Source organism: Streptomyces sp. NPDC050743 (assembly GCF_044456925.1).
Classification (GTDB): Bacteria; Actinomycetota; Actinomycetes; order Streptomycetales; family Streptomycetaceae; genus Streptomyces.
This window is the reverse complement of record NZ_JBITGJ010000013.1, coordinates 1-25,785: the sequence shown is the minus strand read 5'-3', so window position 1 is coordinate 25,785 and position 25,785 is coordinate 1. Positions and strand designations below refer to the sequence as shown.

The 25,785-nt window shown below is 68.2% G+C and carries 28 protein-coding genes, 1 tRNA gene and 1 pseudogene; 13 read left to right on the top strand and 17 right to left on the bottom strand.

Features of this window, described 5'->3' with window-relative positions; genetic code table 11:
* Positions 1 to 226: 226 nt before the first annotated feature.
* Entirely contained in the window at positions 227 to 901 is a 675-nt protein-coding gene (locus ACIBJF_RS15905) for a Crp/Fnr family transcriptional regulator (RefSeq protein WP_351618669.1), read from the top strand.
* Between the two features lie 150 nt (positions 902 to 1,051).
* Entirely contained in the window at positions 1,052 to 1,873 is an 822-nt protein-coding gene (locus tag ACIBJF_RS15900) for a nucleotidyltransferase domain-containing protein (protein ID WP_399174290.1), read from the top strand.
* Positions 1,874 to 1,877: 4 nt separating this feature from the next.
* On the opposite strand, the gene ACIBJF_RS15895 is transcribed toward ACIBJF_RS15900, so the two are convergent.
* From ACIBJF_RS15895 to ACIBJF_RS15880, 4 genes are all read right to left on the bottom strand, one after another.
* The gene (locus ACIBJF_RS15895) at positions 1,878 to 2,708 is read right to left on the bottom strand and encodes an MBL fold metallo-hydrolase (protein ID WP_399174289.1); all 831 of its coding nucleotides are present in this window, start codon (positions 2,706 to 2,708) and stop codon (positions 1,878 to 1,880) included.
* Positions 2,705 to 3,589 (bottom strand): NUDIX hydrolase, encoded by an 885-nt coding sequence (locus ACIBJF_RS15890; protein ID WP_399174288.1) that lies wholly within the window; start codon positions 3,587 to 3,589, stop codon positions 2,705 to 2,707. Before ACIBJF_RS15890 ends, ACIBJF_RS15895 begins: the two co-directional genes overlap by 4 nt.
* A gap of 76 nt (positions 3,590 to 3,665) precedes the next feature.
* Positions 3,666 to 4,130 (bottom strand): RidA family protein, encoded by a 465-nt coding sequence (locus ACIBJF_RS15885; protein WP_228624160.1) that lies wholly within the window; start codon positions 4,128 to 4,130, stop codon positions 3,666 to 3,668.
* The gene (locus ACIBJF_RS15880; RefSeq protein ID WP_136744038.1) at positions 4,127 to 4,291 is read right to left on the bottom strand and encodes a DUF4177 domain-containing protein; all 165 of its coding nucleotides are present in this window, start codon (positions 4,289 to 4,291) and stop codon (positions 4,127 to 4,129) included. The genes ACIBJF_RS15885 and ACIBJF_RS15880 overlap by 4 nt, the downstream gene beginning before the upstream one ends.
* 161 nt (positions 4,292 to 4,452) lie before the next feature.
* Here ACIBJF_RS15880 and ACIBJF_RS15875 point away from each other — a divergent pair, with 161 nt between their 5' ends.
* Together ACIBJF_RS15875 and ACIBJF_RS15870 are read left to right on the top strand one after the other, a co-directional pair.
* Positions 4,453 to 5,430 (top strand): ArsA family ATPase, encoded by a 978-nt coding sequence (locus tag ACIBJF_RS15875; RefSeq protein ID WP_399174287.1) that lies wholly within the window; start codon positions 4,453 to 4,455, stop codon positions 5,428 to 5,430.
* Positions 5,427 to 6,848, top strand: coding sequence for an ArsA family ATPase (locus tag ACIBJF_RS15870; protein ID WP_399174286.1), 1,422 nt, complete (start codon positions 5,427 to 5,429; stop codon positions 6,846 to 6,848). The genes ACIBJF_RS15875 and ACIBJF_RS15870 overlap by 4 nt, the downstream gene beginning before the upstream one ends.
* 499 nt (positions 6,849 to 7,347) lie before the next feature.
* Here ACIBJF_RS15870 and wblA read toward each other — a convergent pair whose 3' ends face one another.
* Positions 7,348 to 7,686 carry a transcriptional regulator WblA gene (gene wblA / locus ACIBJF_RS15865; protein ID WP_018547931.1) on the bottom strand — a complete coding sequence of 113 codons (339 nt, stop codon included), beginning with the start codon at positions 7,684 to 7,686 and terminating at the stop codon, positions 7,348 to 7,350.
* A 493-nt stretch (positions 7,687 to 8,179) separates the two neighbouring features.
* Between wblA and ACIBJF_RS15860 the strand changes: the two genes are divergently transcribed.
* Positions 8,180 to 10,501 carry a transglycosylase domain-containing protein gene (locus tag ACIBJF_RS15860; protein ID WP_399174285.1) on the top strand — a complete coding sequence of 774 codons (2,322 nt, stop codon included), beginning with the start codon at positions 8,180 to 8,182 and terminating at the stop codon, positions 10,499 to 10,501.
* Between the two features lie 121 nt (positions 10,502 to 10,622).
* Here the strand turns inward: ACIBJF_RS15860 and ACIBJF_RS15855 are convergent, their stop codons facing one another.
* Positions 10,623 to 11,090 carry a GatB/YqeY domain-containing protein gene (locus ACIBJF_RS15855; protein WP_365327767.1) on the bottom strand — a complete coding sequence of 156 codons (468 nt, stop codon included), beginning with the start codon at positions 11,088 to 11,090 and terminating at the stop codon, positions 10,623 to 10,625.
* A gap of 135 nt (positions 11,091 to 11,225) precedes the next feature.
* On the opposite strand from ACIBJF_RS15855, the gene ACIBJF_RS15850 reads away from it, so the two are divergent.
* From ACIBJF_RS15850 to ACIBJF_RS15840, 3 genes are all read left to right on the top strand, one after another.
* Positions 11,226 to 12,152 carry a metallophosphoesterase gene (locus tag ACIBJF_RS15850; protein ID WP_399174284.1) on the top strand — a complete coding sequence of 309 codons (927 nt, stop codon included), beginning with the start codon at positions 11,226 to 11,228 and terminating at the stop codon, positions 12,150 to 12,152.
* A gap of 188 nt (positions 12,153 to 12,340) precedes the next feature.
* Positions 12,341 to 13,117, top strand: coding sequence for a Pr6Pr family membrane protein (locus tag ACIBJF_RS15845; RefSeq protein WP_399174283.1), 777 nt, complete (start codon positions 12,341 to 12,343; stop codon positions 13,115 to 13,117).
* A gap of 65 nt (positions 13,118 to 13,182) precedes the next feature.
* A tRNA-Pro gene (locus ACIBJF_RS15840) sits at positions 13,183 to 13,256 on the top strand.
* A 97-nt stretch (positions 13,257 to 13,353) separates the two neighbouring features.
* On the opposite strand, the pseudogene xerC reads toward ACIBJF_RS15840, so the two are convergent.
* From xerC to ACIBJF_RS15820, 4 genes and pseudogenes are all read right to left on the bottom strand, one after another.
* Positions 13,354 to 14,273 (bottom strand): annotated as a pseudogene (xerC, locus tag ACIBJF_RS15835) (tyrosine recombinase XerC).
* A 3-nt stretch (positions 14,274 to 14,276) separates the two neighbouring features.
* Complete coding sequence (locus ACIBJF_RS15830) at positions 14,277 to 14,522, bottom strand: hypothetical protein (protein WP_399174282.1); 246 nt, start codon at positions 14,520 to 14,522, stop codon at positions 14,277 to 14,279.
* Positions 14,522 to 14,704, bottom strand: coding sequence for a helix-turn-helix domain-containing protein (locus ACIBJF_RS15825; protein WP_399174281.1), 183 nt, complete (start codon positions 14,702 to 14,704; stop codon positions 14,522 to 14,524). Before ACIBJF_RS15825 ends, ACIBJF_RS15830 begins: the two co-directional genes overlap by 1 nt.
* Positions 14,697 to 15,287 carry a replication initiator gene (locus ACIBJF_RS15820; RefSeq protein ID WP_399174280.1) on the bottom strand — a complete coding sequence of 197 codons (591 nt, stop codon included), beginning with the start codon at positions 15,285 to 15,287 and terminating at the stop codon, positions 14,697 to 14,699. The genes ACIBJF_RS15825 and ACIBJF_RS15820 overlap by 8 nt, the downstream gene beginning before the upstream one ends.
* A gap of 368 nt (positions 15,288 to 15,655) precedes the next feature.
* On the opposite strand from ACIBJF_RS15820, the gene ACIBJF_RS15815 reads away from it, so the two are divergent.
* Entirely contained in the window at positions 15,656 to 16,117 is a 462-nt protein-coding gene (locus ACIBJF_RS15815; RefSeq protein WP_399174279.1) for a hypothetical protein, read from the top strand.
* Between the two features lie 65 nt (positions 16,118 to 16,182).
* Here ACIBJF_RS15815 and ACIBJF_RS15810 read toward each other — a convergent pair whose 3' ends face one another.
* The gene (locus tag ACIBJF_RS15810) at positions 16,183 to 16,455 is read right to left on the bottom strand and encodes a hypothetical protein (protein ID WP_399174278.1); all 273 of its coding nucleotides are present in this window, start codon (positions 16,453 to 16,455) and stop codon (positions 16,183 to 16,185) included.
* Between the two features lie 362 nt (positions 16,456 to 16,817).
* On the opposite strand from ACIBJF_RS15810, the gene ACIBJF_RS15805 reads away from it, so the two are divergent.
* Positions 16,818 to 17,156, top strand: coding sequence for a hypothetical protein (locus ACIBJF_RS15805; RefSeq protein ID WP_399174277.1), 339 nt, complete (start codon positions 16,818 to 16,820; stop codon positions 17,154 to 17,156).
* Positions 17,157 to 17,283: 127 nt separating this feature from the next.
* Here the strand turns inward: ACIBJF_RS15805 and ACIBJF_RS15800 are convergent, their stop codons facing one another.
* Both ACIBJF_RS15800 and ACIBJF_RS15795 read right to left on the bottom strand, forming a co-directional pair.
* Entirely contained in the window at positions 17,284 to 17,664 is a 381-nt protein-coding gene (locus ACIBJF_RS15800; protein WP_399174276.1) for a hypothetical protein, read from the bottom strand.
* Between the two features lie 17 nt (positions 17,665 to 17,681).
* Positions 17,682 to 18,023, bottom strand: coding sequence for a replication initiator (locus ACIBJF_RS15795; RefSeq protein WP_399174275.1), 342 nt, complete (start codon positions 18,021 to 18,023; stop codon positions 17,682 to 17,684).
* Between the two features lie 424 nt (positions 18,024 to 18,447).
* Here ACIBJF_RS15795 and ACIBJF_RS15790 point away from each other — a divergent pair, with 424 nt between their 5' ends.
* From ACIBJF_RS15790 to ACIBJF_RS15780, 3 genes are all read left to right on the top strand, one after another.
* Positions 18,448 to 19,662, top strand: coding sequence for an AbrB family transcriptional regulator (locus tag ACIBJF_RS15790; RefSeq protein ID WP_399174274.1), 1,215 nt, complete (start codon positions 18,448 to 18,450; stop codon positions 19,660 to 19,662).
* A 154-nt stretch (positions 19,663 to 19,816) separates the two neighbouring features.
* Positions 19,817 to 20,491 (top strand): response regulator transcription factor, encoded by a 675-nt coding sequence (locus ACIBJF_RS15785; protein WP_399174273.1) that lies wholly within the window; start codon positions 19,817 to 19,819, stop codon positions 20,489 to 20,491.
* The gene (locus ACIBJF_RS15780; protein WP_399174272.1) at positions 20,488 to 21,900 is read left to right on the top strand and encodes a sensor histidine kinase; all 1,413 of its coding nucleotides are present in this window, start codon (positions 20,488 to 20,490) and stop codon (positions 21,898 to 21,900) included. The genes ACIBJF_RS15785 and ACIBJF_RS15780 overlap by 4 nt, the downstream gene beginning before the upstream one ends.
* Positions 21,901 to 22,921: 1,021 nt before the next feature.
* Here the strand turns inward: ACIBJF_RS15780 and ACIBJF_RS15775 are convergent.
* From ACIBJF_RS15775 to ACIBJF_RS15760, 4 genes are all read right to left on the bottom strand, one after another.
* Positions 22,922 to 23,170, bottom strand: a complete 249-nt coding sequence (locus tag ACIBJF_RS15775; RefSeq protein ID WP_399174271.1) for a hypothetical protein — start codon at positions 23,168 to 23,170, stop codon at positions 22,922 to 22,924.
* A 45-nt stretch (positions 23,171 to 23,215) separates the two neighbouring features.
* Positions 23,216 to 23,542 (bottom strand): hypothetical protein, encoded by a 327-nt coding sequence (locus tag ACIBJF_RS15770; protein ID WP_399174270.1) that lies wholly within the window; start codon positions 23,540 to 23,542, stop codon positions 23,216 to 23,218.
* Between the two features lie 11 nt (positions 23,543 to 23,553).
* Positions 23,554 to 25,392: an alpha/beta hydrolase gene (locus ACIBJF_RS15765; RefSeq protein ID WP_399174268.1), complete on the bottom strand. Its 1,839-nt coding sequence runs from the start codon at positions 25,390 to 25,392 to the stop codon at positions 23,554 to 23,556.
* A 9-nt stretch (positions 25,393 to 25,401) separates the two neighbouring features.
* A partial coding sequence (locus tag ACIBJF_RS15760; RefSeq protein ID WP_399174267.1) for a hypothetical protein occupies positions 25,402 to 25,785 on the bottom strand: 384 nt, incomplete at its 5' end.

Sequence of the window (25,785 nt, the reverse complement as noted above, 5' to 3'; positions counted from 1 at the left end):
TCACCGGCGATTTGGACACCCGGCCAGCCTAGAGCCCGGCACCGACATCCGCCCCGGACCCGGTTGATCGGACCCCGATTGGACCCCTGACGCTTACCTCGGGACATCGGTGCGGCATCCTTGTGACAGATCACACTGTTTGGACCGTCCGGCAAAATGGGGAACACGGTCCCCTGGCACTCGGGGGAGCAAGATCCCCTGAGCAGGTCGACAAGGAGAGAACTCAGTGGACGACGTTCTGCGGCGCAACCCGCTCTTCGCGGCTCTCGACGACGAGCAGGCCGCGGAGCTTCGCGCCTCCATGAGTGAGGTGACCCTCGCACGCGGCGACTCCCTGTTCCACGAGGGCGACCCCGGGGACCGGCTGTACGTCGTCATCGAGGGCAAGGTCAAGCTGCACCGCACCTCGCCCGACGGCCGCGAGAACATGCTCGCCGTCGTCGGCCCCGGCGAGCTGATCGGCGAGCTGGCGCTCTTCGACCCGGGCCCCCGTACGGCGACCGCGACCGCGCTGACCGAGGTCAAGCTGCTCGGTCTCGGTCACGGCGACCTCCAGCCCTGGCTGAACGCCCGCCCCGAGGTGGCCGGCGCCCTGCTGCGCGCCGTCGCCCGCCGCCTGCGCAAGACCAACGACGCCATGTCCGACCTGGTCTTCTCCGACGTCCCCGGCCGCGTGGCGCGCGCCCTGCTGGACCTGTCGCGCCGCTTCGGCGTGCAGTCCGAGGAGGGCATCCACGTCGTCCACGACCTCACGCAGGAAGAGCTGGCCCAGCTGGTCGGCGCCTCGCGCGAGACCGTGAACAAGGCGCTGGCGGACTTCGCCCAGCGCGGGTGGCTCCGCCTGGAGGCACGGGCCGTGATCCTGCTGGACGTGGAGAGGCTGGCCAAGCGGTCCCGCTGACGCCGGTCCCGGCCGTACGACCTGGGGGTCCGCTCCTCGCGAGCCGGGCCCCGCTGTCGTTGCCGCCCGGGGACCGCCGCCCGGGCCGCCGATGCCGGCCGCGCCGAAAACGTGCCGCGCGGCCGCCACGGATGGCGGCACAGTTGCCCCATGGCTGAAACGATCCGTCGGCCCGGGCTCGACGACCAGGGCTTCCTCGCACGCGAAGGCTCCCTCGCGCGCGTGCCCGGCGTTTTCCGTCCCGTCGTCGCCGCAGCGCGCGACCGGCTGCTAGAGGTCTTCGGGGCCCGGCTGCACAGCGCCTACCTCTACGGATCGATCCCGCGCGGCACCGCGCGCGTGGGCCGCAGCGACCTGGACCTGTTCGTCGCCCTCAGGGACGAGCCGGCCGACACCGACCGGGACGCCGTACGGGCGCTCGGTGAGGCGGTCGACAAGGAGTTCCCGCAGATCGACGGCGTCGGCACGCTGCTGTACGGCAGGGACCGGCTGCTGAGCGACCTGGAGCGGTACGACCTGGGCTGGTTCGTCGCCTGTCTGTGCACCCCGCTGCTCGGCGAGGACCTCGCCGAGTACCTGCCGCGCTATCGCCCCGACTCCCTGCTCGCCCGCGAGACCAACGGCGACCTGGCGCTGTGGCTCCCCCGCTGGCGCAAGCGGATCGCGGACGCCGAGGACACCGAGGAGGCCCGGCGGCCGCTGGTGCGCTTCATGTCCCGGCACCTCGTCCGCACCGGCTTCACGCTGGTCATGCCCCACTGGAACGGCTGGACCAGCGATCTGGGGGAGATGGCCGAGGTGTTCGGCGCGTACTACCCGGAACGAGGCGCACAGCTGCGTACGGCCGCGCTCCACGGCCACGAGCCCGTCGGTGCACCCGGGGTGCTGTGGTCGTACGTGGACGACCTCGGGCCCTGGCTCGCCGACGAGTACGCGCGCGTGCACGGCGTCAAGGCGCCCAGACCGGACTAGCGGCTCAGATCAGCCCGTGCTCGCTCAGGTAGTCCAGCTGGGCCCGTACCGACAGTTCCGCCGCCGGCCACAGGGAGCGGTCCACGTCGGCGTACACGTGGGCGACGACCTGGGCCGGGGTGCGGTAGCCGTCCTCGACCGCTGTCTCCACCTGGGCGAGCCGGTGGGCGCGATGGGCGAGGTAGAACTCGACGGCGCCCTGGGCGTCCTCCAGGACCGGCCCGTGGCCCGGCAGGACGGTGTGCACGCCGTCGTCGACGGTGAGGGAGCGCAGGCGGCGCAGGGAGTCCAGATAGTCCCCCAGGCGGCCGTCGGGGTGCGCCACGACCGTCGTGCCGCGCCCGAGGATGGTGTCGCCGGTCAGCACCGCCCGGTCGGCCGGGAGATGGAAGCAGAGCGAGTCCGCGGTGTGGCCGGGGGTGGGGACGACCTTCAGCTCCAGGCCGCCGACGGTGATCACGTCGCCGGCGGCCAGGCCCTCGTCGCCCAGGCGCAGCGCCGGATCGAGGGCACGCACGCGCGTGCCGGTCAGTTCCGCGAAACGGGCGGCGCCCTCGGCATGGTCGGGGTGGCCGTGGGTGAGCAGGGTCAGGGCGACGCGCTTGCCGGCGCTCTCGGCGGTGTCGACGACGTTTCGCAGATGGCTCTCGTCCAGCGGGCCCGGGTCGATCACCACGGCGAGATCGGAGTCGGGTTCGGCGACGATCCAGGTGTTGGTGCCGTCCAGGGTCATCGCTGAGGCGTTGGGCGCGAGGACGTTGACGGCCCGTTCGGTGGCCGGGCCGGAGAGGACCTGGCCGCGGGGCTGGCCCGGCAGAGTGGCTGCGTCGGTCATGCGGGGCCTCCACCGGGGGTCGTCGGAGCCGTCGGAATGTGCTTCGTGAACTCCTCGTGCCCCGGCCAGGACAGGACAATCTCGCCGTCCTGGAGGCGGGCGCGGGCGAGCACCGGCGTCATGTCGCGCCCGGGGGCCGCCGCGAGCGTCTCGGCGGCGGTGGCGTACGGCGTCAGCTGGCGCAGGGTGGCGATGGTGGGCGGCATCATCAGCAGCTCGCCCTTGTCGTAGCGGGCGGCGGCCTCGGCGGGGCGGATCCACACCGTGCGGTCGGCCTCCGTGGAGGCGTTCCGGGTGCGCTGGCCCTCGGGCAGGGCGGCCACGAAGAACCAGGTGTCGTAGCGGCGGGCTTCGAACTCCGGGGTGATCCAGCGGGTCCAGGCGCCCAGCAGGTCCGAGCGCAGCACCAGCCCGCGCCGGTCCAGGAACTCGGCGAAGGACAGCTCGCGCGCGACCAGCGCGGCCCGGTCCGCCTCCCAGTCCTCCCCCGTGGTGTCGCCGACGACCGCCTCCGCGTCGGGCCCGGCGAGCAGGACGCCGGCCTCCTCGTACGTCTCCCGTACGGCCGCGCAGACGATGGCCTGGGCGCCCGACTCGTCGACGCCGAGCCGGTCCGCCCACCACGCGCGCGTGGGGCCCGCCCAGCGCACCAGACGGTCGTCGTCGCGGGGGTCGACACCGCCTCCGGGATACGCGTACGCGCCTCCGGCGAAGGCCATGGAGGCGCGTCTGCGCAGCATGTGGACCGCGGGGCCGTCCGGCGTGTCCTTCAGGAGCAGGACCGTGGCCGCGCGCCTGGGGGACACCGGGGTGAGGGTGCCGTCCGCGAGCGCGCGGATGCGGTCCGGCCACTCCGGGGGGTACCACTGACCGTTCACCATGGGCGGAGGCTATCCCGTGTAGGGCGAATGTTCGAGAGGTGCCGAGGTCAGACGCGTTCCGGTGGGTTCCGGTGGGCTACTGGGCGAGCTCCACCTGGATCTCGACCTCCACCGGCGCGTCCAGCGGCAGCACCGCGACGCCGACCGCGCTGCGGGCGTGCACACCCTTGTCGCCGAGGACCTCGCCGAGCAGTTCGCTGGCGCCGTTGACGACACCGGGCTGCCCGGTGAAGTCGGAGGCGGAGGCGACGAAGCCGACGACCTTCACCACGCGCGCGATGCGGTCCAGATCCCCGACCACGGACTTCACGGCGGCCAGCGCGTTCAGCGCGCAGGTACGGGCCAGGTCCTTGGCCTCCTCCGCGGTGACCTCGGCGCCGACCTTGCCGGTGACCGGCAGCTTGCCCTCGACCATCGGCAGCTGGCCGGCGGTGTAGACGTACACACCGGACTGCACGGCCGGCTGGTACGCGGCCAGCGGCGGTACGACCTCCGGCAGGGTCAGGCCCAGTTCGGCCAGCTTGGCCTCGACCGCGCTCATGCCTGCTTCTCCCGCTTCAGGTAGGCCACGAGCTGCTCGGGGTTGTTGGGCCCGGGCACGACCTGGACGAGCTCCCAGCCGTCCTCGCCCCAGGTGTCCAGAATCTGCTTCGTGGCATGGACGAGCAGCGGCACGGTGGCGTATTCCCACTTCTTGGTCATGGGGCCGACTGTAGCCGCTGTGGTCTCGGGTACGGCCACCCGCGGCCCCCGGGTCAGTGACCTGTGACCCCGGGGACCGTGACCTGTGGCCTCGGGACTGTGACCTGCGTTATCCACAGCCTCGCGCGTGAGTGTCGAGCGGACTGGTTAGTCTCGAAGACGTGAGCAGGCTCCAGGTCGTCAGCGGCAAGGGCGGGACCGGAAAGACGACGGTCGCCGCCGCACTGGCGCTGGCCCTCGCGACCGAGGGGAAGCGGACGCTTCTCGTGGAGGTCGAGGGCCGGCAGGGCATCGCCCAGCTCTTCGAGACGGAGGCGTTGCCGTACGAGGAGCGGAAGATCGCGGTCGCCCCCGGCGGCGGCGAGGTGTACGCCCTCGCCATAGACGCCGAACTGGCTCTTCTGGACTACCTCCAGATGTTCTACAAACTCGGCGGCGCGGGCCGGGCCCTGAAGAAGCTCGGCGCGATCGACTTCGCCACCACCATCGCACCGGGCATCCGGGACGTCCTGCTCACCGGCAAGGCGTGCGAGGCCGTGCGCCGCAAGGACCGCTCCGGGCGGTTCGTGTACGACTACGTCGTCATGGACGCCCCGCCGACCGGCCGCATCACCCGCTTCCTGAACGTGAACGACGAGGTGGCGGGCCTGGCGAAGATCGGCCCGATACACAATCAGGCGCAGGCGGTGATGCGGGTGCTGAAGTCGCCGGAGACGGCCGTGCACCTGGTGACGCTGCTGGAGGAGATGCCGGTCCAGGAGACCGCCGACGGCATCGCCGAACTCCGCGCGGCACGGCTGCCGGTGGGCCGGGTCATCGTGAACATGGTCCGGCCGGAGGTGTTGGACGCGGCCGACCTGGAACTCGTAGGCACCGTGGAGCGTTCCTCCGTCGCACAGGCGCTCTCGGCCGCGGGTCTGGGCGGGGCCCGGCGCGGCGGGAACGCGGAGAAGCTGGTGGACCCGCTGCTGCGGCAGGCTGCGGAGTACGCCGAGCGGTACGCGCTGGAGCAGGAGCAGCGCGCGGTCCTCGGCGAGCTGGGACTGCCGCTCAGCGAACTGCCGCTGCTCGCCGAGGGCATGGACCTGGCGGGCCTGTACGAACTCGCCACCGAGCTGCGGAAGCAGGGGTTGACATGAGTCCGGACCCGGCCGAGGCACCCGAGGCACCCGAGGCACCCGAGGCACCCGAAACAGCACAGACGACCGCCGGGGCGGAGAAGGCCGCGGGGCGGAAGAAGGCCGACGGGCTGGAGAAGGCCCACGGTCTCTCCCCCGCACGCGTGCTGGACATCGACCCGCTGCTGGACGACCCGAAGACCCGGATCGTGGTGTGCTGCGGCTCGGGCGGGGTCGGCAAGACGACGACCGCGGCGGCCCTCGGGCTCAGGGCGGCCGAGCGGGGCCGCAAGGTGGTCGTGCTGACCATCGACCCGGCCCGGCGGCTGGCCCAGTCGATGGGCATCGACTCCCTCGACAACGTCCCGCGCTGGGTGAAGGGCACCGAGGGCGAGGGCGAACTGCACGCCATGATGCTCGACATGAAGCGCACCTTCGACGAGGTCGTGGAGGCGCACGCGGACCCCGAGCGGGCGGCCACGATCCTGGCGAACCCCTTCTACCAGTCGCTCTCGGCGGGCTTCGCGGGCACGCAGGAGTACATGGCGATGGAGAAGCTGGGCCAGTTGCGGGCGAAGGACGAGTGGGACCTGATCGTCGTCGACACCCCGCCGTCCCGCTCGGCGCTGGACTTCCTGGACGCGCCGAAGCGGCTCGGCTCCTTCCTCGACGGCCGGCTCATCCGCCTGCTGACCGCCCCCGCCAAGCTCGGCGGACGCGCGGGCATGGCCTTCCTCAACGTCGGCATGTCGATGATGACCGGCACGCTCGGCAAGCTGCTGGGCGGTCAGCTGCTGAAGGACGTCCAGACGTTCGTGGCGGCGATGGACACCACGTTCGGCGGGTTCCGTACGCGCGCGGACGCCACGTACAAGCTGCTCCAGGCGCCGGGTACGGCCTTTCTGGTGGTCGCGGCCCCGGAGCGGGACGCGTTGCGCGAGGCGGCGTACTTCGTGGAGCGACTGGCCGCGGAGAAGATGCCGCTGGTGGGCCTGGTGCTGAACCGGGTCCATGGCAGCGGTGCCGGCCGGCTGTCGGCCGAGCGGGCGCTCGCCGCCGCCGAAAATCTTGAGGACCCCCGCATTGTGGATCAGGGGGGTGGGAAAGCTGGACTTCGTAACTCTCCCGACACATACGACAGTTCGCGATCTCCCGCATCCGAGGCCGCAACCGACGCCCCGGCTTCCGAGGAAGGCTCCCCCGCCGACAAGGAGCACTCCGTCGACCGGCTCACCGCGGGACTGCTGCGACTGCACGCCGATCGCATGCAGCTGCTCTCGCGCGAGCAGCGCACGCGTGACCGTTTCACCGCCCGCCACCCCGAGGTGGCGGTCGTCGAAGTACCCGCGCTGCCCGGCGATGTCCACGACCTCACCGGCCTGCGCGACATCGGCACCCTGCTGGCAGCGGGCGCGACAGGGCAGACGGTGCTGCCGTAACGCGGCCAGGGGCCGACGGCTGCGGGCTGTCGGCAGCGGGGCTGTGGCCTGCGCGGCTCCGCGCGTGGCGAGCGGTCGTACGCGCACAGACAACCGTCGTGCGCGCGTGGGTGGCACACGCGCGGCCGACCTGAACAAGGCATGCGCGGACAGCCTGCGTCACATAGGCGGACGGCGTGGGGGACACACGCGCATACGAACGGCGTCGGCTGCGCGTACGGACGGACGGCGACGGCGGCTCACGCGTGAGCGCGAGGCCGACCACCGTCTCCGCAGGCGGGGCCGCAAGGCCGATCGTGGCTTCCCCAGGCGTAGGCCCGACCGGCGCTTCCCCACCTCATCGCTTCCCGCACCCCGGCATGCCCGCTCGTACCCACTCGGCGCCCCAGGGCCTGTGGCGACCCTGCCTCCCGTGGCGCACGCCTGACGCTTCCCTCGGCGTGTGCCGGGCCGGAGCTTGTGCCGCGTGGATGTGCCGGAGGAAATGCCCTCCGCTCCCTCAGCTCACCGCCGCGTAGTTCTCGTACACCTCGTCGTTGTCGAGGGGCACGATGCCCGCCCCGCGCTCGTACTCCGAGCGGGCGGTCTCCAGCAGCCTGCGCCAGGAGGTCACGGTGGGCCGGCGGCGCAGCAGCGCGCGGCGCTCCCGCTCCGTCATGCCTCCCCACACGCCGAACTCCACGCGGTTGTCCAGCGCGTCGGCCAGGCATTCCGTGCGTACCGGGCATCCGGTGCACACCGCCTTGGCTCTGTTCTGCGCTGCTCCCTGAACGAACAGTTCATCCGGATCGGTAGTGCGGCAGGCAGCCTGCGCACTCCAGTCGGTAACCCAGCCCATACCGGCGCCGTCCTCTCCCGAATCGAGGCTCCCCCACGGCGGCAGCGGCATATTCACCGCCGCCAGTTGAGGACGTTACGGAAGGTGGACACAGCGCAACACCCCCTTCGGGCCCAATCTTGAATGGCCCGAACGGACTATGGGTTAACGGCAGATCACCCGCGGGAGTGAGCTGGCGACATACACGACCATCCCGGCAAACCAGGACAGCTGTGATGCGTCACAACGGACGCCGGGTGACACACGAGGCGGATTCGGACACGTCCCCCTCAGGAACCGGTCCCGCCCCCGCGCGAAAAAACGCGGTACGACCGGAACGATTCGGGGTCGCCGGACGTATTGATACGTGACCGCACTGCTGTGACAGTTGAGAGCAGCTTAGGCCAAGGCCTGCGCGCGTGTCCGGCGAATGGGAACGTCGGCGTCCCCGTTTGCCGTGCCGTGATGCGGTCGCCCTTTCAGAACGCTCATCCGTACGGATTAGGCTGCCCCCATGCCAAAGAAGCGCTCGGGTGGTGGTCTGTCGCCAACGCAGCAGGCCGCCAAGTTCCTCGGTGTCAGTGTGCTCGCCGGAGCCGTGATGGCGGGCATCGCGCTGCCCGCGGCCGGCGCGCTGGGCCTCGCGGCCAAGGGCTCGGTCCAGAGCTTCGACGAGATCCCGGCCAACCTCAAGAGTCCCCAGCTCAGTCAGCGCACGACCATCCTGGACAGCCAGGGCAAGCAGATCGCGGCCGTCTACTCCCGCGACCGCACGGTGGTGGACCTCAAGGACATCTCGCCGTACATGCAGAAGGCGATCGTCGCGATCGAGGACGCGCGCTTCTACGAGCACGGCGCGATCGACCTCAAGGGCGTCCTGCGCGCCCTGAACAAGAACGCGCAGGAAGGCGGCGTCGCCCAGGGTGCCTCCACGCTCACCCAGCAGCTGGTGAAGAACTACTTCATCGAGGAGGCCGGCGACGACCCGACCAAGGTCGCCCAGGCCACCCAGCAGACCCTCGGTCGCAAGATCAAGGAGCTGAAGTACGCGATCCAGATCGAGGAGAAGCTCGGCAAGAGGAAGATCCTCGAGAACTACCTGAACATCACCTTCTTCGGCGAGCAGGCCTACGGCGTCGAGGCCGCCTCCCAGCGCTACTTCTCCAAGCACGCCAAGGACCTGAGCCTCCCGGAAGCGGCGCTGCTGGCCGGCATCGTGCAGTCCCCGAGCCGCTACGACCCGGTCAATGACGAGGCGGAGGCCACCAAGCGGCGCAACACCGTGCTCCAGCGGATGGCGGACGTCGGCGACATCTCCCAGAAGGAGGCCGACCAGGCCAAGGAGAAGCCGCTCGGACTGGACCCGAGCCAGCCCAAGAACGGCTGCATCACCGCGGTCAAGGGCGCCGGCTTCTTCTGCGACTACGTCCGCGACGTCGTCCTGAACGACCCGGTCTTCGGCAAGACCAAGGAGTCCCGGGCCAAGCTGTGGAACCAGGGCGGTCTGACGATCCGTACGACGCTCGACCCGCAGGCGCAGGACTCGGTGCAGGCGTCCATAAAGAACCACGTCTACCAGTCCGACGCGGTGGCGACGGCCGCGACCATCGTCGAGCCGGGCACCGGCAAGATCCTCGCCATGGGCCAGTCCCGTCCGTACGGCTTCGGCAAGAACGAGACGCAGATCAACCTCTCGGTCAACTCCGACATGGGCGGAGGCGCCGGCTACCAGCCCGGTTCGACGTTCAAGCCGATCGTCGCGGCGGCCGCGATCGAGGGCGGCAAGTCCCCGACGCAGCACTACCCGTCGCCGTACGAGATGACGTACCCGAGCCCCGTGCAGGCGTGCGACGGCAAGGTCTGGCGCAACGACCCGAACAACCCGGCCAAGCTGACGAACGAGAACGAGTCGGAGCACGGCCCGTACGGCATGAAGGAGGCGACCGCCAAGTCGGTCAACACCTACTACGTGCAGCTGATCAGCGACATCGGCATCTGCCCCGTCACCGAGATGGCGAAGAAGATGGGCGTGCAGCGCGCGGACGGCCGGGCGATCGACCAGGCCCCCTCCATCGCGCTCGGCACCCAGGAGATGTCGCCGCTGACGATGGCGAACGCGTACGCCACCTTCGCCTCGCGCGGTATGTACTGCACCCCGGTCGCCATAGAGTCGATCACCCGGAAGGTCGGCAGCGAGGAGAAGTCCCTCCAGGTGCCGAAGTCGACCTGCTCGCGGGCGATGTCGGAGAAGACCGCCGACACCATCAGCACGATCCTCAAGGGCGTGGTCGAGGACGGCACGGGCCAGCAGGCCGGCCTCGGCGACCGCCCGAGCGCGGGCAAGACGGGTACGACGGACGAGCGCTACGCGGCCTGGTTCGTCGGCTACACCCCGAACATGGCGGGCGCGGTCTGGGTCGGCGACCCGGCCCACAAGCGTCAGATGAAGAACATCACCATCGGCGGCGTCTACAACGACAAGGTCTACGGCGGCCAGGTCCCCGGCCCGATCTGGCGCGACATGATGACCGGCGCGCTCAGCGGCAAACCCGTGGAGGACTTCAACCTGATCGACATCCCCGACGACAAGAAGGGGGATGGTCAGGGAAAAGGACAAGGGGGGACCGACGGGGGGACGAACGGGGACAGCACGGGCGGGATCGGCGGACTGACGGACGGCGGAACGGTTGACGGCGGCACGGTCAACGGCGGCACCACGGGTGACGCGACCGGCGGCGCCTTCCCGACACCGTCCTTCTCACTCCCGGGCAACTTCATCCAGGGGCAGACGAACGGCGGAAGCAACGGGAACGGAAACGGGGGCTGGCGGGGGTGACCCCCTGACGTGAGTACGGCGGCGGGGCCGCACCGCTCGGTTCGGCCGAGCGTGCGGCCCCGCCGCCGTACATCTCCGACTCTGGTGCCAGAGGTACCCGTGGCGCCCGTAGTGCCCGGGGTCAGCCCTGGAGCAGCTTCTTCACCGCGGCGGCCACCCGGCCGCCCTCGGCCTGGCCGGCCACCTTCGGGTTCACGATCTTCATGACGGCGCCCATGGCCCGCGGCCCCTCGGCGCCGGCCGCCTTCGCCTCTTCCACGGCCTGGGCGACGATCGCGTTCAGCTCGTCGTCGGACAGCTGCTTGGGCAGGTACTCGGCGAGCACCTCGCCCTCCGCCTTCTCCCGCTCGGCCGACTCGGCACGGCCGCCCTGCGCGAAGGCATCGGCCGCCTCCCGGCGCTTCTTCGCCTCACGGGTGATCACCTTGAGGACCTCGTCGTCGGAGAGCTCCCGCTTCTCCTTGCCCGCGACCTCCTCCTTGGTGATCGCGGCGAGCGTCAGCCGGAGCGTCGAGGAGCGCAGCTCGTCGCGCTCCTTGATCGCGGCGTTGAGGTCGTCATGCAGCTTCGACTTGAGCGTGGTGGTCATGGCGTCGATTGTCGCAGGTGTGCTGCCGTGAACGCCCGTTGATTTAAGGGGAACGCCCGTTGAGTCAAGGCGAACGCCCGTCGATCGACAGACCGCCGGTCTCGTCGGTGTCCCCGCGTCTGACACGATGGACGCATGCGCGCGCGATACGGAGTACCCCTGGGAATCATGGCGGCCGGCGCCGCCGGTCTGGCGTACGCGGCGGGCTTCGAGGCCCGCTCCTTCCGCCTCCGACGGGTGACGGTCCCGGTCCTCCCGCCGGGCATGCGTCCGCTGCGCGTGCTCCAGGTCTCCGACATCCACATGGTCAGCGGCCAGCGCAAGAAGCAGCGGTGGCTGCAGTCGCTGGCGGGCCTGCGCCCGGACTTCGTGATCAACACGGGCGACAACCTGTCGGACCCCGAGGGCGTCCCCGAGGTCCTGGACGCCCTGGGCCCGCTGATGGAGTTCCCGGGCGCGTACGTCTTCGGCTCCAACGACTACTACGGCCCCAGACTCCGCAACCCCGCCCGCTACTTGCTGGAGAAGGCGAGCGGCAGGCACGGCCTGAACGGCAACCCGCCGGCCGTCGGCGTCATCCACAACCCGTGGGAGAACCTGCGCGACGGTTTCGACGAGGCCGGCTGGCTGAACCTGACGAACACCCGCGGTGTCCTGAAGGTCGAGGGCGCTTCGATCGAGCTGACGGGCCTCGACGACCCCCACATCAAGCGCGACCGCTACGCCCGGGTGGCCGGCGGCCCCACACAGACGTACGACTTCTCGATGGGCGTGGTGCACGCGCCGTACCTGCGGGTGCTGGACGCGTACGCGGCGGACGGCTACCCCCTGATCCTGGCCGGCCACACGCACGGCGGCCAGCTGTGCATCCCGTTCTACGGCGCGCTGGTCACCAACTGCGACCTGGACACGGACCGGGTGAAGGGCCTGTCCACCCACACGGCGGACGGCCACACCTCCTACCTCCACGTCTCGGCGGGCTGCGGCACGAACCGCTACACACCGGTGCGGTTCGCGTGTCCGCCGGAGGCGACGTTGCTGACGTTGGTGGGGCGGGAGTAGGGGGTTCTGGGGGAGGCCGGCCGGGATGCCCGCTATGGGGACTGGGACCGGAACCGACTGGGCCGGGGCTGGGACAGGAACCGACTGGGCCGGGCTGAGGCCGGGACACTGGGGCCGGGGACCGGTGCCGTAACCCACCCGGACTAGGTCGAATAGCCGCTCCCGTCCCCCGCTCCTAGCGTGAGGCCATGACCGCCTCGAACCCCCCGATACCCCCGATACCCAGGGACATTCCGGACCTGCCCGCGGTCCCGGGCCCGCCCGTCCTGCTGCCGTCCCCCGTCCCCGCCACGGCCGTGGTGGCGCCGGTCCGCCGCCCCATGGTCGCGCTGTTCCGCCTCCTGACCGCCCTGGCGGCGGCGGGTGGCGTGGCCCTGGAGATCCTGCTGGGCACCCCGGACCGCGTCCTGAGCTACTTCGGCATCCAGGCGGGCATCCTGCTGAGCATCACCATGCTCATGTCGGCGTCGAGGGCCTGGCGCGCCCGCCGCCCCCTCCCCTCCTCCGTGACAGGCGCCACACTGCTCTACATCCTGATCTCGGCGCTCGCCTACCACCTGCTGCTGGCCCACACGACGCCCCCGTTCTCCATGACCGGCGCGACGACGGTTCCGGAGCGCTGGCACGGCTCGTGGGCGACGCTCCAGACCCTGCACACGCTGACGCCGGCGGCGGCCGTGCTGGACTGGCTGCTGCTGACACCCGCGGCCCGTCTGCACCTGCGCCAGGCGGCCGCCTGGCTCCTCTACCCCCTGGCCTACCTGGCCTTCTACCTGATCCGAGCGGCCTGCTTCGCCCCCACGAACCCCGCCCGCTACCTGTATCCCTTCCTGGACGCGGCCACCCACGGCTACCGCAGCGCCCTGGCCAACGCCCTCCTCCTGGGCCTCGCCATGTACGCCCTGGCCGTCCTCCTCGTGGCCCTGGACCACACCCGCCCGACCCCGGTCCGCCGCCGCGTCTAAACCGGATTTCGTCTACAGCCACCAGTGGGCTAAAGTAAACGTCGTCGCCGCGAGAGCAGCGACATCGGGGTGTAGCGCAGCTTGGCAGCGCGCTTCGTTCGGGACGAAGAGGTCGTGGGTTCAAATCCCGCCACCCCGACAGCCGAAACAGCAGGTGGGGCACCTACCAAAGTTGGTAGGTGCCCCACTTGTTTTTGTCTGCGTGTCTATCTGCGTGACTACCGCTTTTCGCGCGTCTACGACCGCCGCTCCTGCGCGCCGAAGATCCCGTCCATGACCACAGCTCCAGTCTGAATCACAGGCCGGATCTGCTTCCGGTAGACCTCCTCGGTCACGGCCGTCCCTGAGTGCCCGACGAGCCGGGAGATCTCCTCCAGCGGGACACCCCGGTCGGAGAGCAGAGACACGAAGCTGTGCCGGAGCTCCCTCGGCGTCCACTCGTCGACGTTGATCCCGTCGATGCCCTTGAGCGCCTGGCGGAAGGCACGGCGGACGTTGGCAGCGTCGAGCGGCTTACCCACGGCCGAGGAGAAGACGAGGCCGTGTTCCTCCCAGGCATCCCCGGCAGCGAGCCGATCCCATCCCTGATCTTCGAACTGCTGCCAGAGGGCCTCGACACAGCGCGCTGGCAGAGCGAGCGTACGCCGGGACTTCTTGGTCTTGGTGTCCCCGCTCCGCCGTACAGAGCGCCAGACGGCGATATGCGGAGGCTGCGGCGGGTCGAGGTCCGGGCGGCCTTTCAGGAAGACGTGGTCCCAGGTGAGGGCCCGCAGTTCTTCAGTGCGGGCACCGGTCAAAAGCGCGACGACGATGTAGGCGTACATGGAAGTCCCCTCAGCGCCCCTGAGCACGGCCTCAGCCTGCGCGAGGGTGAGCGCCTTGGACGGGCGCCCGGCCTGCCCCTGGGGCACTGAGCACAGCTCGACGACGTTGCGCTTCACCTTGTCCCGCGCCATGGCCCGCTTGACCGCGCGGTTGAGGCAGGAGTGGATTCCCTGGAGCGTGCGCGTGCTGAGCGTTTTCGCTTGGCGGCCAGCCAGCGATCTACGTCCTCCGCACTCAGATCGCGAAGCTTTCGTGCGCCGAGCGACGGAATCACGTGTTTCTGACTCAGGAGCGTCACGGTCTCAACAGTGCTGGGGTCGAGGCCCGACAAGCCCTACGCCAGCCAGTCCGTCACGGCGTCTTTCACCGTGTAGTTGGTGGGGGCGATCGCAAGGCCGTTTTCGTGGTCCCGCAACACCTCCTTGAGCTTGTTCTTCGCTTCCGTCTTGGTTCTGCCACTCCCCCGCTTCACGATCCGCTTGCCGCTCGGATCAAAGCCGAGGTTCGCCGTGGCGATCCACCGCTGCCGTTTCTCGTCCCAATGCAGGCCGCCGTCACCGCGGCTCCGACGCTTGGTCATCAGGCCGCCCGCTCCATCTGTCCGGCGATGAAGTCGCCCAGGGCGGAGGCGGGGATGCGCCGGCACCGGCCGATGGTGACCGAGGGCAGCCGCCGAGTACGGATCAGGTCGTACACCGTGGACCGACCGACCCTGAGACGGGCCATAACGTCGGCAACGGTAAGCAGTTCGTCGTCACGCATGGTCAGGTTCTCCTTGTTCAGTGAGGGAAGCGGAGCGCGAGGACGCGAAGAGGGCTTCGGCACCTGTGAGGCCAGTGCCGGCGAAGCGCCAATGGGAGAGGACGAGGACGGTGTCCGGGTCCGGTAGGGGGTGGCCCGCTTCGGCGGCGCGTTCGCGGGCCAGGGCCTCGTTGTGGTCGGCACGTTCCTGGCGGAGGGCGCCGAGGGTCACCGAGTAGGCGCGAGACTTGGTGGAGAAGTGGCCGCGGAAGCCGAGCATGTGAGCCCACTTGCGCAGGCGCAGGTCTTCGAGTTGGGGGAGCCCGCCGAGGTGCCAGCAGGTGAGGATCAGCTGCCGGGCGTGGTCGGTGACGCCGGAGCCGATCAAGGCCCGCGCACGGCGCGGGCGCGCCGCCTCTGCGGCGCGGCCTGCCTCCTGTCTTCGCCCCGGCCGGCCGCGCCCGGCGGCGCGCTGCGTGCATGGGGGCAGAGAAGGGAAACCCCGCTGTGGCTGGGGCGGTCGGCTCCACGACTTTAGCCAGCCACTTTGGCGCGAGCCTCGAAGATCATGGCCCCAACGTCGTGCTTTACCGGGCAGGTCCACAGACTGCCCGACGCGCCGGAAGCTTACGGGGCCATGATCACTCGCGCCAAAGCAGCTCCCGGCCAAAGTCGTTCCGCCGACCGCGTGAGCCTCCGCACCCCGTATGAGCAACAGCTACTCAACTTGACTCTGTCGGGGATCTTGCAGCCGCACCGGGAAACTCCAAGATCCCCGACAGAGTCAAGCTCAAATCCGATAAAAGCCAGCTGGAACACGGCTGGAAGCTACCTACTGTCTCCCAGACTCCTGTCTTAACGTCGGTCGCTCAGACATCTTGCAGGCACGCTGTCTGTAGCCTCTCCAACCGGGGGCGTGCAGATAGACCGCCTGCATGCCCCGCACCGAGACTGAATGCGAGGCAGAAAACTGTGGGCGCCTGGCAGATGTGCACCCTTTGGAGCAGCCGGATCCTGACCGCGGCCGACCGCCTGCCTGGCGAGCGCAGCGACCGCCACGAGCGTTACAGGAGCTGGTCCATGAACCCGGATTCAGCCAACGCACTGCTGAAGATGCTGCTTGCGCTGAGCATCCATTCGCTCGTGCTGGACGCCATCTCAGATAGCCGTCCCTACACGCCCGACATGATCGACCGGGTACGTCTCGCCGATATCGAGCATGCTGCGACCAAGCGGCCATCCCACGAGCTACTCGCCGGCCCGCCAGACCTCGACGACGACCCTCAACTCCTCGTCAACGCCGTGAGAGTCCTCATCCACGACGACGCATCGGCCCTGGCCCTGGCCCGTCTGAGCCAAATGATCCGCATCACTCTCCTGCATTTGGCAGACAACCTCTCCACTTCAAACCCTGTCTGCGCCGACGTGGCCTGAGCTTGACTCTGTCGGGGATCTTGCAGCCGCACCGGGAAACTCCAAGATCCCCGACAGAGTCAAGCTCAATCTGTGTTGTCGTACGCTCCCCATGCCGTGTGTAGGCGTTGCGTGAGGTCTTCCAGCGCCTGGACAAGATCATCGGCGGTTGCCCCGGGTTCCAGGAACCCGTCCTGTGCAAGGCGCGCGAGGAGGTATTTCGTGGTGCTCTGTGGCAGGTCTCCCAGCAAGAGCTCACCATGGATGCGGCCGCTGATCGCGAACAGGGCACGCAGGTCTCGGTGCGTGACGGTCACTGGACGAGTGGGGTCGTCCCACGGATCTCGGGTATCCGGCATGGTGGCATTGTGCCTGTATGACTGTTGCCAAGTCAGAGCGTATGCCCTTCGCGCGGCGGTGGGGCAGCCCTTGTCAAGACCACGTGCGGCGGCTGACACCAGCGGCTGACACCAACAAGCGCGAACAGCAGCGGTCGACGCCGGACCTCTCCGGACGATCGACCGGGGCGTAGAAACGGTTGGTCAACGTCGACGGTCCCCGGTGATCGACCTGATAAAGATGAGGCCAGACCTCAAAGCCTTCACCTGGCGCGGGTGCCGTCCTCACCGCTGGCCAGCCCCCCGCCGCCTTGACTCAGCCTTGATCCATCGATCCGATTCTGAGGTGGCTGTGCAGCAGCGCAACGTGCGCATCATGAAGCATGGGAATCGATCTGGAGCTGCACTCATCACGGCCGGCGCGGCATGGGCGCAAGTCCCGCGCGACCCTCCTGCGGAGCTCCTACGGGCACGGCGACGCACTGGCCGATGCGCTCGGCTCGCTCCAACTGCTCGGAGCGCCCGGGCGGCTCACTGCCGTCGATCCCTACGGGGACACGTTGATGAACGAGCAGGAGTCTGCGGCCGCCCTGCCAGAGATCCGCGATCTGAAGGAGAGATGCGGCGATGACCGTCAGCTCGCCGCGTTGGACGACCTCGCAACGATGCTCAAACTGTGCGCAGCCACCCCTGGCAGCTACTTGTGGTTCGCAGGCGACTGAAGCCATGCCGCCGAAGCCTCCGCCGTCCGCCAGCTGACCAGACGACACTCACGCTGGGCCGTCTCTGGGCCGTCCGACAGGACCAACGTCGACAGGCGACGACAGATACCACGCACGTCAGCGCAGGTCAGACCAACGTCCCACAGTATCGGTCGACTTGGGCATCGACTGAAACCAGTTCTTCTACAAGTGGCGCGACGATGGCACCGACCAGACCATCCACGACCTGCTGCGTTGGCAGGTCCGCGAGAGGCGGGGGCGCAAGGCCGACCCGAGCCTGGTGGTGCTCGACACCCAGAGCCTGCACGCGGCCGCCGGGGTACCCGCCGACACCGACACGGTTCACAAGGCCCTGGTGGACCAGGGATTCAAGACCGCCATCGTCGACCACGGGCAGAAGGTGGGCATCGACGTCGAAGTCGTCGAGCGCAACCCGGCAACCAGCGGGTTCGTCCCGCAGCCCAAGAGGTGGGTGGTGGAGCAGGGGAACGGGATCATGATGCTGCACCGCAGGTTGGTACGGGACTACGAGCACCGGCCCGCCTCGGGCGAGTCACGTGCCGTGAGCGTCACGAACGTCGCCGGCCGCTCCGCGACATCGGCGGGGATTCCCTTGCCCCCGGCCAACCCGCACAGCAGTAGGTGCCAGGCGTCCCCCTTGTACTCGTGGCTGCACGTCGGGCACACCGCCGCTCGCCGGTTCCCACAGCGGACATAGGTCATCCCGTCGAGCTCTCCGCGAGAGGAGTACAGCCCCGTGAGCTCGCCGGTGCGAGTGTCGACGAGGGCGCGTGAGCCGACCAGGCGCACCGGCCGCACGCACCTACCGACGCGTTGCTCGGCGCGGCTCCGCGAAGCGTCGGCCATGAGACCAAGTACGTTCGACGGAGTGGGTTGAACCATGCCAGCCACTCAACAACGACGTTGAGGACGTAAGAACCACGTAGTCGGGACCTATCAGGACGTCCCGACATCCTCCGAAACGTCTCACAACGTCCCTGAACGTCCCAGCAACTCATTCGACTGCCTGCTGCTCACGTCCGCTCTTGTAGTGCCGACCCTCACTGCCGATCACACAACCGGGGTGATGATGAGGGCACCGATGACGACAGCTTGCAGATACGTCAGTCCCACAGCCACTGAACCTAGTGACCGCGACATGATCGGAATGTGACGGCGCTCAGTTCTGGTTAACGCGGGTCACGCTCCAATGGACACCGTGACGGATGCCACCGCGGAAGTGCGCGGCCGCTCATCGTTTGGTCATGTGAGCCCACCTACCGTCTCCAGCATGAGTGAGCATCGCATGCCAGACATCTCGCACACTGGCCAGGACATCGCTGGTCAGACGGCTGCGCCGACGCCGATGAGCCCGCTTTCACGTGACGCCTTGCGCAGCGGGGCGAAGGTTGCCGTGACCTGGGTGCTGCTGGTCGCCGCGGCCTGGGTCGGGGGGAAGTACGGCGAGCAGTTCAACCTGCCGGCCCCCCACGTGATCGTTTCGGTGATCCTCGGCCTGATTGTGGCAAGCACGGGGCTACTGAAGCGGGCGACACCGCGGGCGTTGCACACCGGCGCGCAGGCCGTCACCGGTGTCGTCATCGGGACGTTCCTCGATCTCAAGGCCCTGGGCAGCGCCGGCGGCTCAATGCTGCCGCTCCTGGCCATCACCGTAGCCACACTCGTCTTCTCGATCGTGGCCGGTCTGGTGCTTGCACGATGGGCGGGGATCGACCAGAAGACCGCCTCCCTGGGGATGGTGGCCGGCGGATCGGCTGCGATCGTCAGCGCCGCCGACGAGCTGGGCGCCGACTCACGGCAGGTGGCGTTCATGCAGTACCTGCGCCTGACGCTGGTGATCCTGGCGATGCCGCTGATCATTCAGTTCGTCTTCGACCCGAGCGTGGCCTTCCACGGTCTGGGTCCCGCCGAGATCGAGGTGCCGTTCTCGATCCCCGGCATGCTGTTCGTGTTGTGGGCTGGTCCAGCCGGCTACCTGCTGGGCCGGGCGCTGCATATGCCGGCACCGGCGCTGCTGGGGCCCGTGATCGTGGCGGCCGTTGCGACTGTCGGAGGGTTCGGCGGCCAGCCGCCGGAGCAGTTCCGTGAGATCGCGTTCAACATCATCGGCCTCGAGGTCGGGCTGCGGCTGACCCCGGCCGCGCTGCGTGCCATGGGCCGGATGCTGCCCAAGGTGCTCCTGTTCGTGGTGGGCATCACCGCCATCTGCGCCGGGCTCGCCTGGCTGGTCACGCTGGTGACCGACATCACCCCTCAAGACGCGTACCTGGCTACGACACCGGGCGGCATCAACGCCGTGCTCGCTGTCGCATCGTCGGTGCACTCCAACGTTGCGCTGGTCTTCACCGTGCAAGCGCTCCGCTTGCTCATGATGGTGCTGATCGTGCCGCCGGTGCTCAAGTGGTGGCTCAACCGTCAGATGGCAGGTCAAGGGACGGCCGGGGCGCCCGTGGCCGAGACCGTCACGGCGGGCGAGATCGGCTGATCCAGCCCGCACACGTGCCACACCCTGAGCGATGACTGGGGCATGGTCCTCGCGCCAGGTTCGGACACCTGCCCGCCCGGACGTTGGTGGCCATGGCCGCGTGCGAGAGTTGTTCATCAAAACCCGAGTTCCACGAGGGGACGGGAGAAGCCGCATGCGCATCCTGGTTGCTGAGGACGACCCCCGGCTCGCAGGGCTCCTCGAGGACGTGCTCACGGACGCAGCCTGGGACGTCACGTTGGTCGGCGACGGGCGCACTGCCTACACGGGGTGCCTCAACGAGGCTTACGACGTAGCGCTCGTGGACTGGATGCTGCCCGGCCTCGACGGAGTCGAGGTGTGCCGCAGGCTGCGCGAGGTTGGGGTCAGAACGCCCGTGCTCATGCTCACAGCACGCGGCCAGGTCGAGGACCGCGTCCTCGGCCTGGACGCGGGGGCCGATGACTATTTGCCCAAACCGTTCGTGGTCGATGAGCTGCTTGCGCGGCTGCGCGCTCTCTATCGACGGGCAGGGATCGAAGCGGCACCCACCATCACGATCGGGGACCTGGTCATCGACCGCGACGCTCGACGCGTCACCCGCAGCGGCATCGAGATCGCCTTGACCACGCGAGAGTTCGACATCCTCACCTTCTTGGCCTCCCGCGCCGGAAAGGCTGTGTCACGCTACGAGCTCTACGACGAGGTCTGGGGTGAGACCGATCTGCGAAGCAACGTGATCGACGCCGCACTAGCGGGCCTGCGGGCCAAGCTCGATCGCCCCTTCGGCACCCACACAATCACGACCCTGCGCGGCGCTGGCTACCGCGTCGAGCTCCCCGAGACGTGAACGCACTGCGACGCAGCACGGCTCCGAAATGGCTGCAACGGTTGCCCCTCCGTGCCCGGCTGGTGGGGGGGTTCGTCTGCGCGATCTTCGTGCTGCTCACGGTCGCGGGCGCCTTCGTCTACTGGCGGGTCGAGTACGCCCTCGACAGCGCTCTGGACACGGAGCTGGCCAAAGCAACGGCCACCATCGTTCCGCTCGTCAACGCTGAGGGCAGCGTCACCTCACCTGATCAAGCTGACGCCACGGGCGTCGGCTGGCAACTGCTAACAGCCGACGGTTCTCTCGTCGCCTCCGGTGGACGTCTCGCGGGTCACGACCCCGTGCCAGCCCGCGACCTGACCGGTGCACCCCGCACCGTCGAGGTTGGCAGCATGCTGTCGATCTCGCCGGACCGGGTGCGCCTTCGCGTGACGCCAATACGTGGCAAGTACCTCGTCGTAGCGGTCGACCGCGCCCGTCGCGATGAAGCCTTGCGAGAGCTGCTCGCACAGCTGGTCATCGCCGGCGGAGGGACACTGCTCGTTGCCTCGATCGTGGGCGACCTTCTCGCCCGCGGTGCGCTGCGCCCAGTGGAGCGCTACCGCGCTCGGGCTTCTGACATCGCAGCCGGCGCAACCAAGCTGCGGCTCGAAGTCCCCGACCACCGTGATGATGCAGTCACCCGGTTGGGGCACACGCTCAACGAGATGCTCACCAGCCTGGATGCGGCGATGGAACATGAGCGCCATTTCGTCAGCGATGCCAGCCACGAACTGCGCACGCCTGTGACCGTCATCGCCGGCAGGATCGACCAGGCACGCCGCAAAGCGCGCACGGCCGCCTACTACGAGCACCTCCTCGATGAGCTTTCGATCGATGCCCAACGACTTGTCCGACTGACCGAGAGCCTGTTGTCCCTCAGTGGCCCCGTCGATGACCGCGAGGGCAGCAGCGACGTGCTTGCCCAGGTGGCGGCGACCGCGGATGCCCACCTGGCTGCCGGCAACGCCGCGCTACGCATCACAAGCCCGACCGAGCCAGTCCTGGCGGACGTCTCAGCTGCGGTGCTCGACCGGATCGTGACCAACCTCGTCACCAACGCAGTCGTCCACGGCGCACAACCGATCGAGATCCACCTCGACGCAACCCCTGACCTCGTCATCCTCCAAGTCATCGACGACGGACCCGGAATGACTCCCGACCTGCTTGCCCGAGCCACCGATCGCTTCGCTCGCGGTGAACACGCCCGCACCCGTCCTGGGGCCGGCCTCGGATTGGCGCTCATCGCCCAACTCGTCACGGCCGCAGGCGGCGAACTCCGACTCTGTTACAACGGGGACCGCGCTAGCTTCGGCACCAGTCACGACCAGCTCGCCTGCACGCACGACGCACGCATGACCGTCAGCGTGCTCCTGCCACGCACCCAATAGGCCTTCGCGGCCCACGCCGATGTGTCGGTCGGTTCAGCGCCCGACCCTCCCTGCGACAGGGACGTCACCAAGAAGAAGCCGAGCGACCGAGTCACCCGTCAAGTAGAGCCAGGTGCTACGCATCAAGCGGAGTCAGACAGCGACGAAGCTCCGGCCATGTGAGAACTTTCTACACTCCGTAGATGGCAGCAACCCACACGCCTACATCGTCTGCCCGTCCTGCAAGCAGGAGAACATCCGATACGGCTTCAGCGAGGATGACTGAGGACAGGCTCCGCAGGAGCTACGCCAGCTTCAGGGTGAGTGTCTAACTGCGTGACAACGCCGACAGACAGCGGCGGACGAGCATGGACATCTGCGGACTATTGCAGCAGGTGAAAGGCACACCGCTCCATGGCAGAGCGCACCAGCGAGTTGCTTCGGGACGAAGAGGTCGTGGGTTCAAATCCCGCCACCCCGACAGAGAAGTACCAGGGCAGGGGCCTGATCCGTGAGAGCGGTCGGGCCCCTGACTCGTTTCCCGGGACTCCATGGAGTAATGGAGAGTTCCCCAACCCCTTGGTTCGGACAGATGCAGCCGACAGGGAGCTGTCGACTGCGGGTCAGCGTGTCGGGGGGCGCATCTTGTGTCGTTGGGCGTGTCAGCCGAGGGACAGAACACAGGCGAAGCACAAGTGGCCTGCAGGTTTGATGAGCCAGCTGGATGCTCTTCTGGGCGACCAGTACGTCTCATAGGGGCGAGGAGCATGACGAGCCCGACACCGGATCAGTAAGGCTCGATCCACCGTGCTCCGGCACGACTGGTCTTGCCAATCAGCCCAGTCCGCCCAGTTGGTGACTTCGACCGGACTGGATTCGCTGTCAACGGACAGTTGCGAACTCTCACACGACGCGGCAGACCGCCCCGGGCCGCAGGCACCCGACGACCGTCACCCTGCTGTAGCGGCGAGGCAGAGGATAGACCGCTCTCCGAAAGCGCCCGTCGGCTCTGGCTCATCCGCGTGGGCTGACTGGGACCTGCTCACCCTCCGTCGGCCGATGCTGTCGGCAAGGCTGCAGAGATCGGAGTACGCGCCGACCAGAAATCGGAGTGAACGTAGGGGAGTCCCTTGGATTCCGGTGAGTCCGGATCAAGCGGCTTCCTGGGCGCCTCGGTGACTTTCGACTCGTCGACACATGGGGAGGTCACGTGGAAACCGGCCTGTCCCTTGTACCCGAATTCCAGGCTGACCTGGAAGCCGTTTGGCGCGCTCGCGAAGACCGCCGGCATGTCGACACTCCTTCACACCGACGTGATCTTGTAACCCTCCTTCTTTCAGTAGCGCTCGACGACACCGAGAAGGCTGCCACGTCGCTCGTCCGAGATGATCGTCATCACATAACGTCGACGGCTCACCGACCCGGTACCGGTGCCGTCGTTCTTGAAGTCGGTGCAGCTGGAGTCGCTCGCCGGCCCCTGCATGACCTCGACCGAAGGGTTGATCGCCTTGAGGGTCGCGTCGATGATCCCCTCTGCGTGATCGGCCGCCTCTTGCATGTTCATGTTCGTCTCCTTCGGCGCGTCCGCTTTAGTTCCCGCACTTCCGTTGCCGCCGATGAAGCCACAACCGGAAACGATGAGGGCTGACGCCACGAGGGCCACAGCTCGAGTTTTCACCGGTATTTGTCCCAGGTCACGAGGTCAGGACGGTCCGCGACGATGGCCGCGATGTTGGCAGCGGACACAGGGTCCTTGTCCCTGGCCGGGTTGAAGTAGTTGGAATGCGCCGGAGTCAGCCCCTGCCCGTCGACCACCGGCACCGGGCCGTCCAACACCTTGAAGCGTCTGGCACCAAACGCCTCGCTGGCCGGGTCCTTGCCGAACCAGAGGTCGTCATCGCCCTGGTCCGCGAGGTCCCCGAGGACGTACGCACCCACCGGACCGCCGCCGAAGTAGCCGACGGTGCCGGCCACGGCCTCCTTCTTCGACGGCAGGTGGCTGACGGGGTCGTTCTCGGCCGCGCCCACGAACACATGGCCCTTTCCGACCCCAAGATTTGCCGCGTGGTTGACGCCGGTGCCCGGGCTCCCGACAAGGATGACGTCATCGGCTCCGGGGATTCCCCCTGGCTCCTGCGTTGCCGCGCCCACGAGGCGAGAACCGTAGGAGTGCCCGATCGCGACCAGGTGCGGGTCCTTGTGATCGTTCGTCGCGGCGAGTGCACCCATGAACGAGTTGTACGCCGGTGCACCCTTCACCGCGTCATGTGCCGACATGACATCCGTGTCGGACACCAAGGTGGCGGGGTCCAGCGGAGCGTCGAGCTGCGGTGGGTCGTAGCCCAGCCACACGATGGATGCGCTGGACGGATCGATGTTCCGGACGTCGACCGCAGTGTCATAGGCGCGCTTCACATCGCCCTCCGCGAAGCCGGTGTCCAGGGCGGTACCGAGTCCGGGAACATACGCCGACACGTTCTTCGATTTGTCGGGGTTCCCGAACGCGACGATGGCACGACCAAGTCTCTCGTCCCCGATCCCCAACAGGTACATGGGCGGCTCTTTGGGGTCCACCAGCTGCTTCGCGGCGTTGTCCTGTAGCTGCTGCTGGATGCTCTTGAGAGCGTCCAGCTGAGTCTTGGCCCTTTCACCGCTCTCACCGGAGAGCTTGCCGATCAGAATGTCTAGGTTCTCGCGGTTGACCTCGTCCCGGACATCGGACGGAATGCCGTCCAGGTTGCCGATGATCTCCGGAAATGCCTGTTTGTACTCGTCGCGCTGTTCGTCGCTGAGGCTGTCCCACCACTTCTTGCAGTCGGCAGGCGACTTGTCCAGCGGAATGTGATCCTTGATGTACTCGCTCGCGGCCGAACCCACCGCGTCGGCATCGGCGGCAACGTCTGTCCACGTCTTGGTGTCGACCGTCAGCCCCGGAGACGCCTTGAGCTTCTCCAATGCCTTGCTGTAGCGGTCGTCGATCTCCGTGGCTTCGTGCACAGCGTGGGCGATGCGGTCGGCGATGTCCTGGGCTTTCGCGCGGTTCGGGTTGGGGCTGCGCAGACCGGACATGTCCGGTCCGGGCCCGGGACTGTAAATGCCGTTGAACCCGGTGACCGTTCCGCCAGCGATCTCTTCGCCGGTCAGTTCATTCTCGCCACCGGCGGGGTACACGACGCTGCCATTTGCGTCGACGGTGTACGACAGCGCCTTCGCATCATCGAGTGCCTCGAGCAGGCGGCGGCGTGGGGCAGCGATCTCGGACGAGAAACCCGTGAGTGCTCCGCTGATCAGGCCGCATTCGACCTGGGCGTAGTGGAAGTTCTGCGAGAGCTTGGCCAATTGCTTCTGCGCCGCGTCCGCCGCCTCACCCTCGTTGGCCTTCTGCATGACCTTGGCGATCTGCTGGTCAATGCGGTCCTTGGCCGCGTCGGCCATGTCACTGATCGCACGGTATCCGTCCGCTGCGTCAGCGTACTCGGAGGGGTTGATGGCCTGGAGTTTCTTGAGGTCCATGCGTCCGAATCACCGCCCCTTGCCAGTGCCGCCGACGGCGGACGTGTCCTCGGAGTGGCCCTTCAGCCCAGCGATCTCGGCCTTGATGGCCTCGTCGGTCTTGAACTGGTCATGCCCCACTTTTTCCAGCACGCCGGCGAGTCCGTCGCACAGGTCGCTGATGTCCTTCACGCGGCGCTCCCAGGATTCGTACACACTCTTCTGGGCCGCCGCGGTCGAGCAGCCGGAACCCTTGCCGAGGACTGCCTGGCCGTGCTCCAGCTTCGTCAGTGAGCCTTTCCCGGTAACCGACGGTCGTTGAGGGTGATCGCCTCCGGGAGTCTCGTGGTGTACTCCCAACTCCGGGCAGACGTAAGGCCCCTGGTAGGAACGATCTTGCGACAGAAAGATCCG

Bases quoted from the DNA above. Each gene is read 5' to 3' on its own strand.
- ACIBJF_RS15900 (WP_399174290.1), top strand. From the start codon at position 1,052: ATGGCTGAAACGATCCGTCGGCCCGGGCTCGACGACCAGGGCTTCCTC.
- ACIBJF_RS15895 (WP_399174289.1), bottom strand. From the start codon at position 2,708: ATGACCGACGCAGCCACTCTGCCGGGCCAGCCCCGCGGCCAGGTCCTC.
- ACIBJF_RS15890 (WP_399174288.1), bottom strand. From the start codon at position 3,589: ATGGTGAACGGTCAGTGGTACCCCCCGGAGTGGCCGGACCGCATCCGC.
- ACIBJF_RS15885 (WP_228624160.1), bottom strand. From the start codon at position 4,130: ATGAGCGCGGTCGAGGCCAAGCTGGCCGAACTGGGCCTGACCCTGCCG.
- ACIBJF_RS15880 (WP_136744038.1), bottom strand. From the start codon at position 4,291: ATGACCAAGAAGTGGGAATACGCCACCGTGCCGCTGCTCGTCCATGCC.
- ACIBJF_RS15870 (WP_399174286.1), top strand. From the start codon at position 5,427: ATGAGTCCGGACCCGGCCGAGGCACCCGAGGCACCCGAGGCACCCGAG.
- wblA (WP_018547931.1), bottom strand. From the start codon at position 7,686: ATGGGCTGGGTTACCGACTGGAGTGCGCAGGCTGCCTGCCGCACTACC.
- ACIBJF_RS15860 (WP_399174285.1), top strand. From the start codon at position 8,180: ATGCCAAAGAAGCGCTCGGGTGGTGGTCTGTCGCCAACGCAGCAGGCC.
- ACIBJF_RS15855 (WP_365327767.1), bottom strand. From the start codon at position 11,090: ATGACCACCACGCTCAAGTCGAAGCTGCATGACGACCTCAACGCCGCG.
- ACIBJF_RS15850 (WP_399174284.1), top strand. From the start codon at position 11,226: ATGCGCGCGCGATACGGAGTACCCCTGGGAATCATGGCGGCCGGCGCC.
- ACIBJF_RS15845 (WP_399174283.1), top strand. From the start codon at position 12,341: ATGACCGCCTCGAACCCCCCGATACCCCCGATACCCAGGGACATTCCG.
- ACIBJF_RS15830 (WP_399174282.1), bottom strand. From the start codon at position 14,522: ATGACCAAGCGTCGGAGCCGCGGTGACGGCGGCCTGCATTGGGACGAG.
- ACIBJF_RS15825 (WP_399174281.1), bottom strand. From the start codon at position 14,704: ATGCGTGACGACGAACTGCTTACCGTTGCCGACGTTATGGCCCGTCTC.
- ACIBJF_RS15810 (WP_399174278.1), bottom strand. From the start codon at position 16,455: ATGCCGGATACCCGAGATCCGTGGGACGACCCCACTCGTCCAGTGACC.
- ACIBJF_RS15805 (WP_399174277.1), top strand. From the start codon at position 16,818: ATGGGAATCGATCTGGAGCTGCACTCATCACGGCCGGCGCGGCATGGG.
- ACIBJF_RS15795 (WP_399174275.1), bottom strand. From the start codon at position 18,023: ATGGCCGACGCTTCGCGGAGCCGCGCCGAGCAACGCGTCGGTAGGTGC.
- ACIBJF_RS15790 (WP_399174274.1), top strand. From the start codon at position 18,448: ATGAGTGAGCATCGCATGCCAGACATCTCGCACACTGGCCAGGACATC.
- ACIBJF_RS15785 (WP_399174273.1), top strand. From the start codon at position 19,817: ATGCGCATCCTGGTTGCTGAGGACGACCCCCGGCTCGCAGGGCTCCTC.
- ACIBJF_RS15775 (WP_399174271.1), bottom strand. From the start codon at position 23,170: ATGCCGGCGGTCTTCGCGAGCGCGCCAAACGGCTTCCAGGTCAGCCTG.
- ACIBJF_RS15765 (WP_399174268.1), bottom strand. From the start codon at position 25,392: ATGGACCTCAAGAAACTCCAGGCCATCAACCCCTCCGAGTACGCTGAC.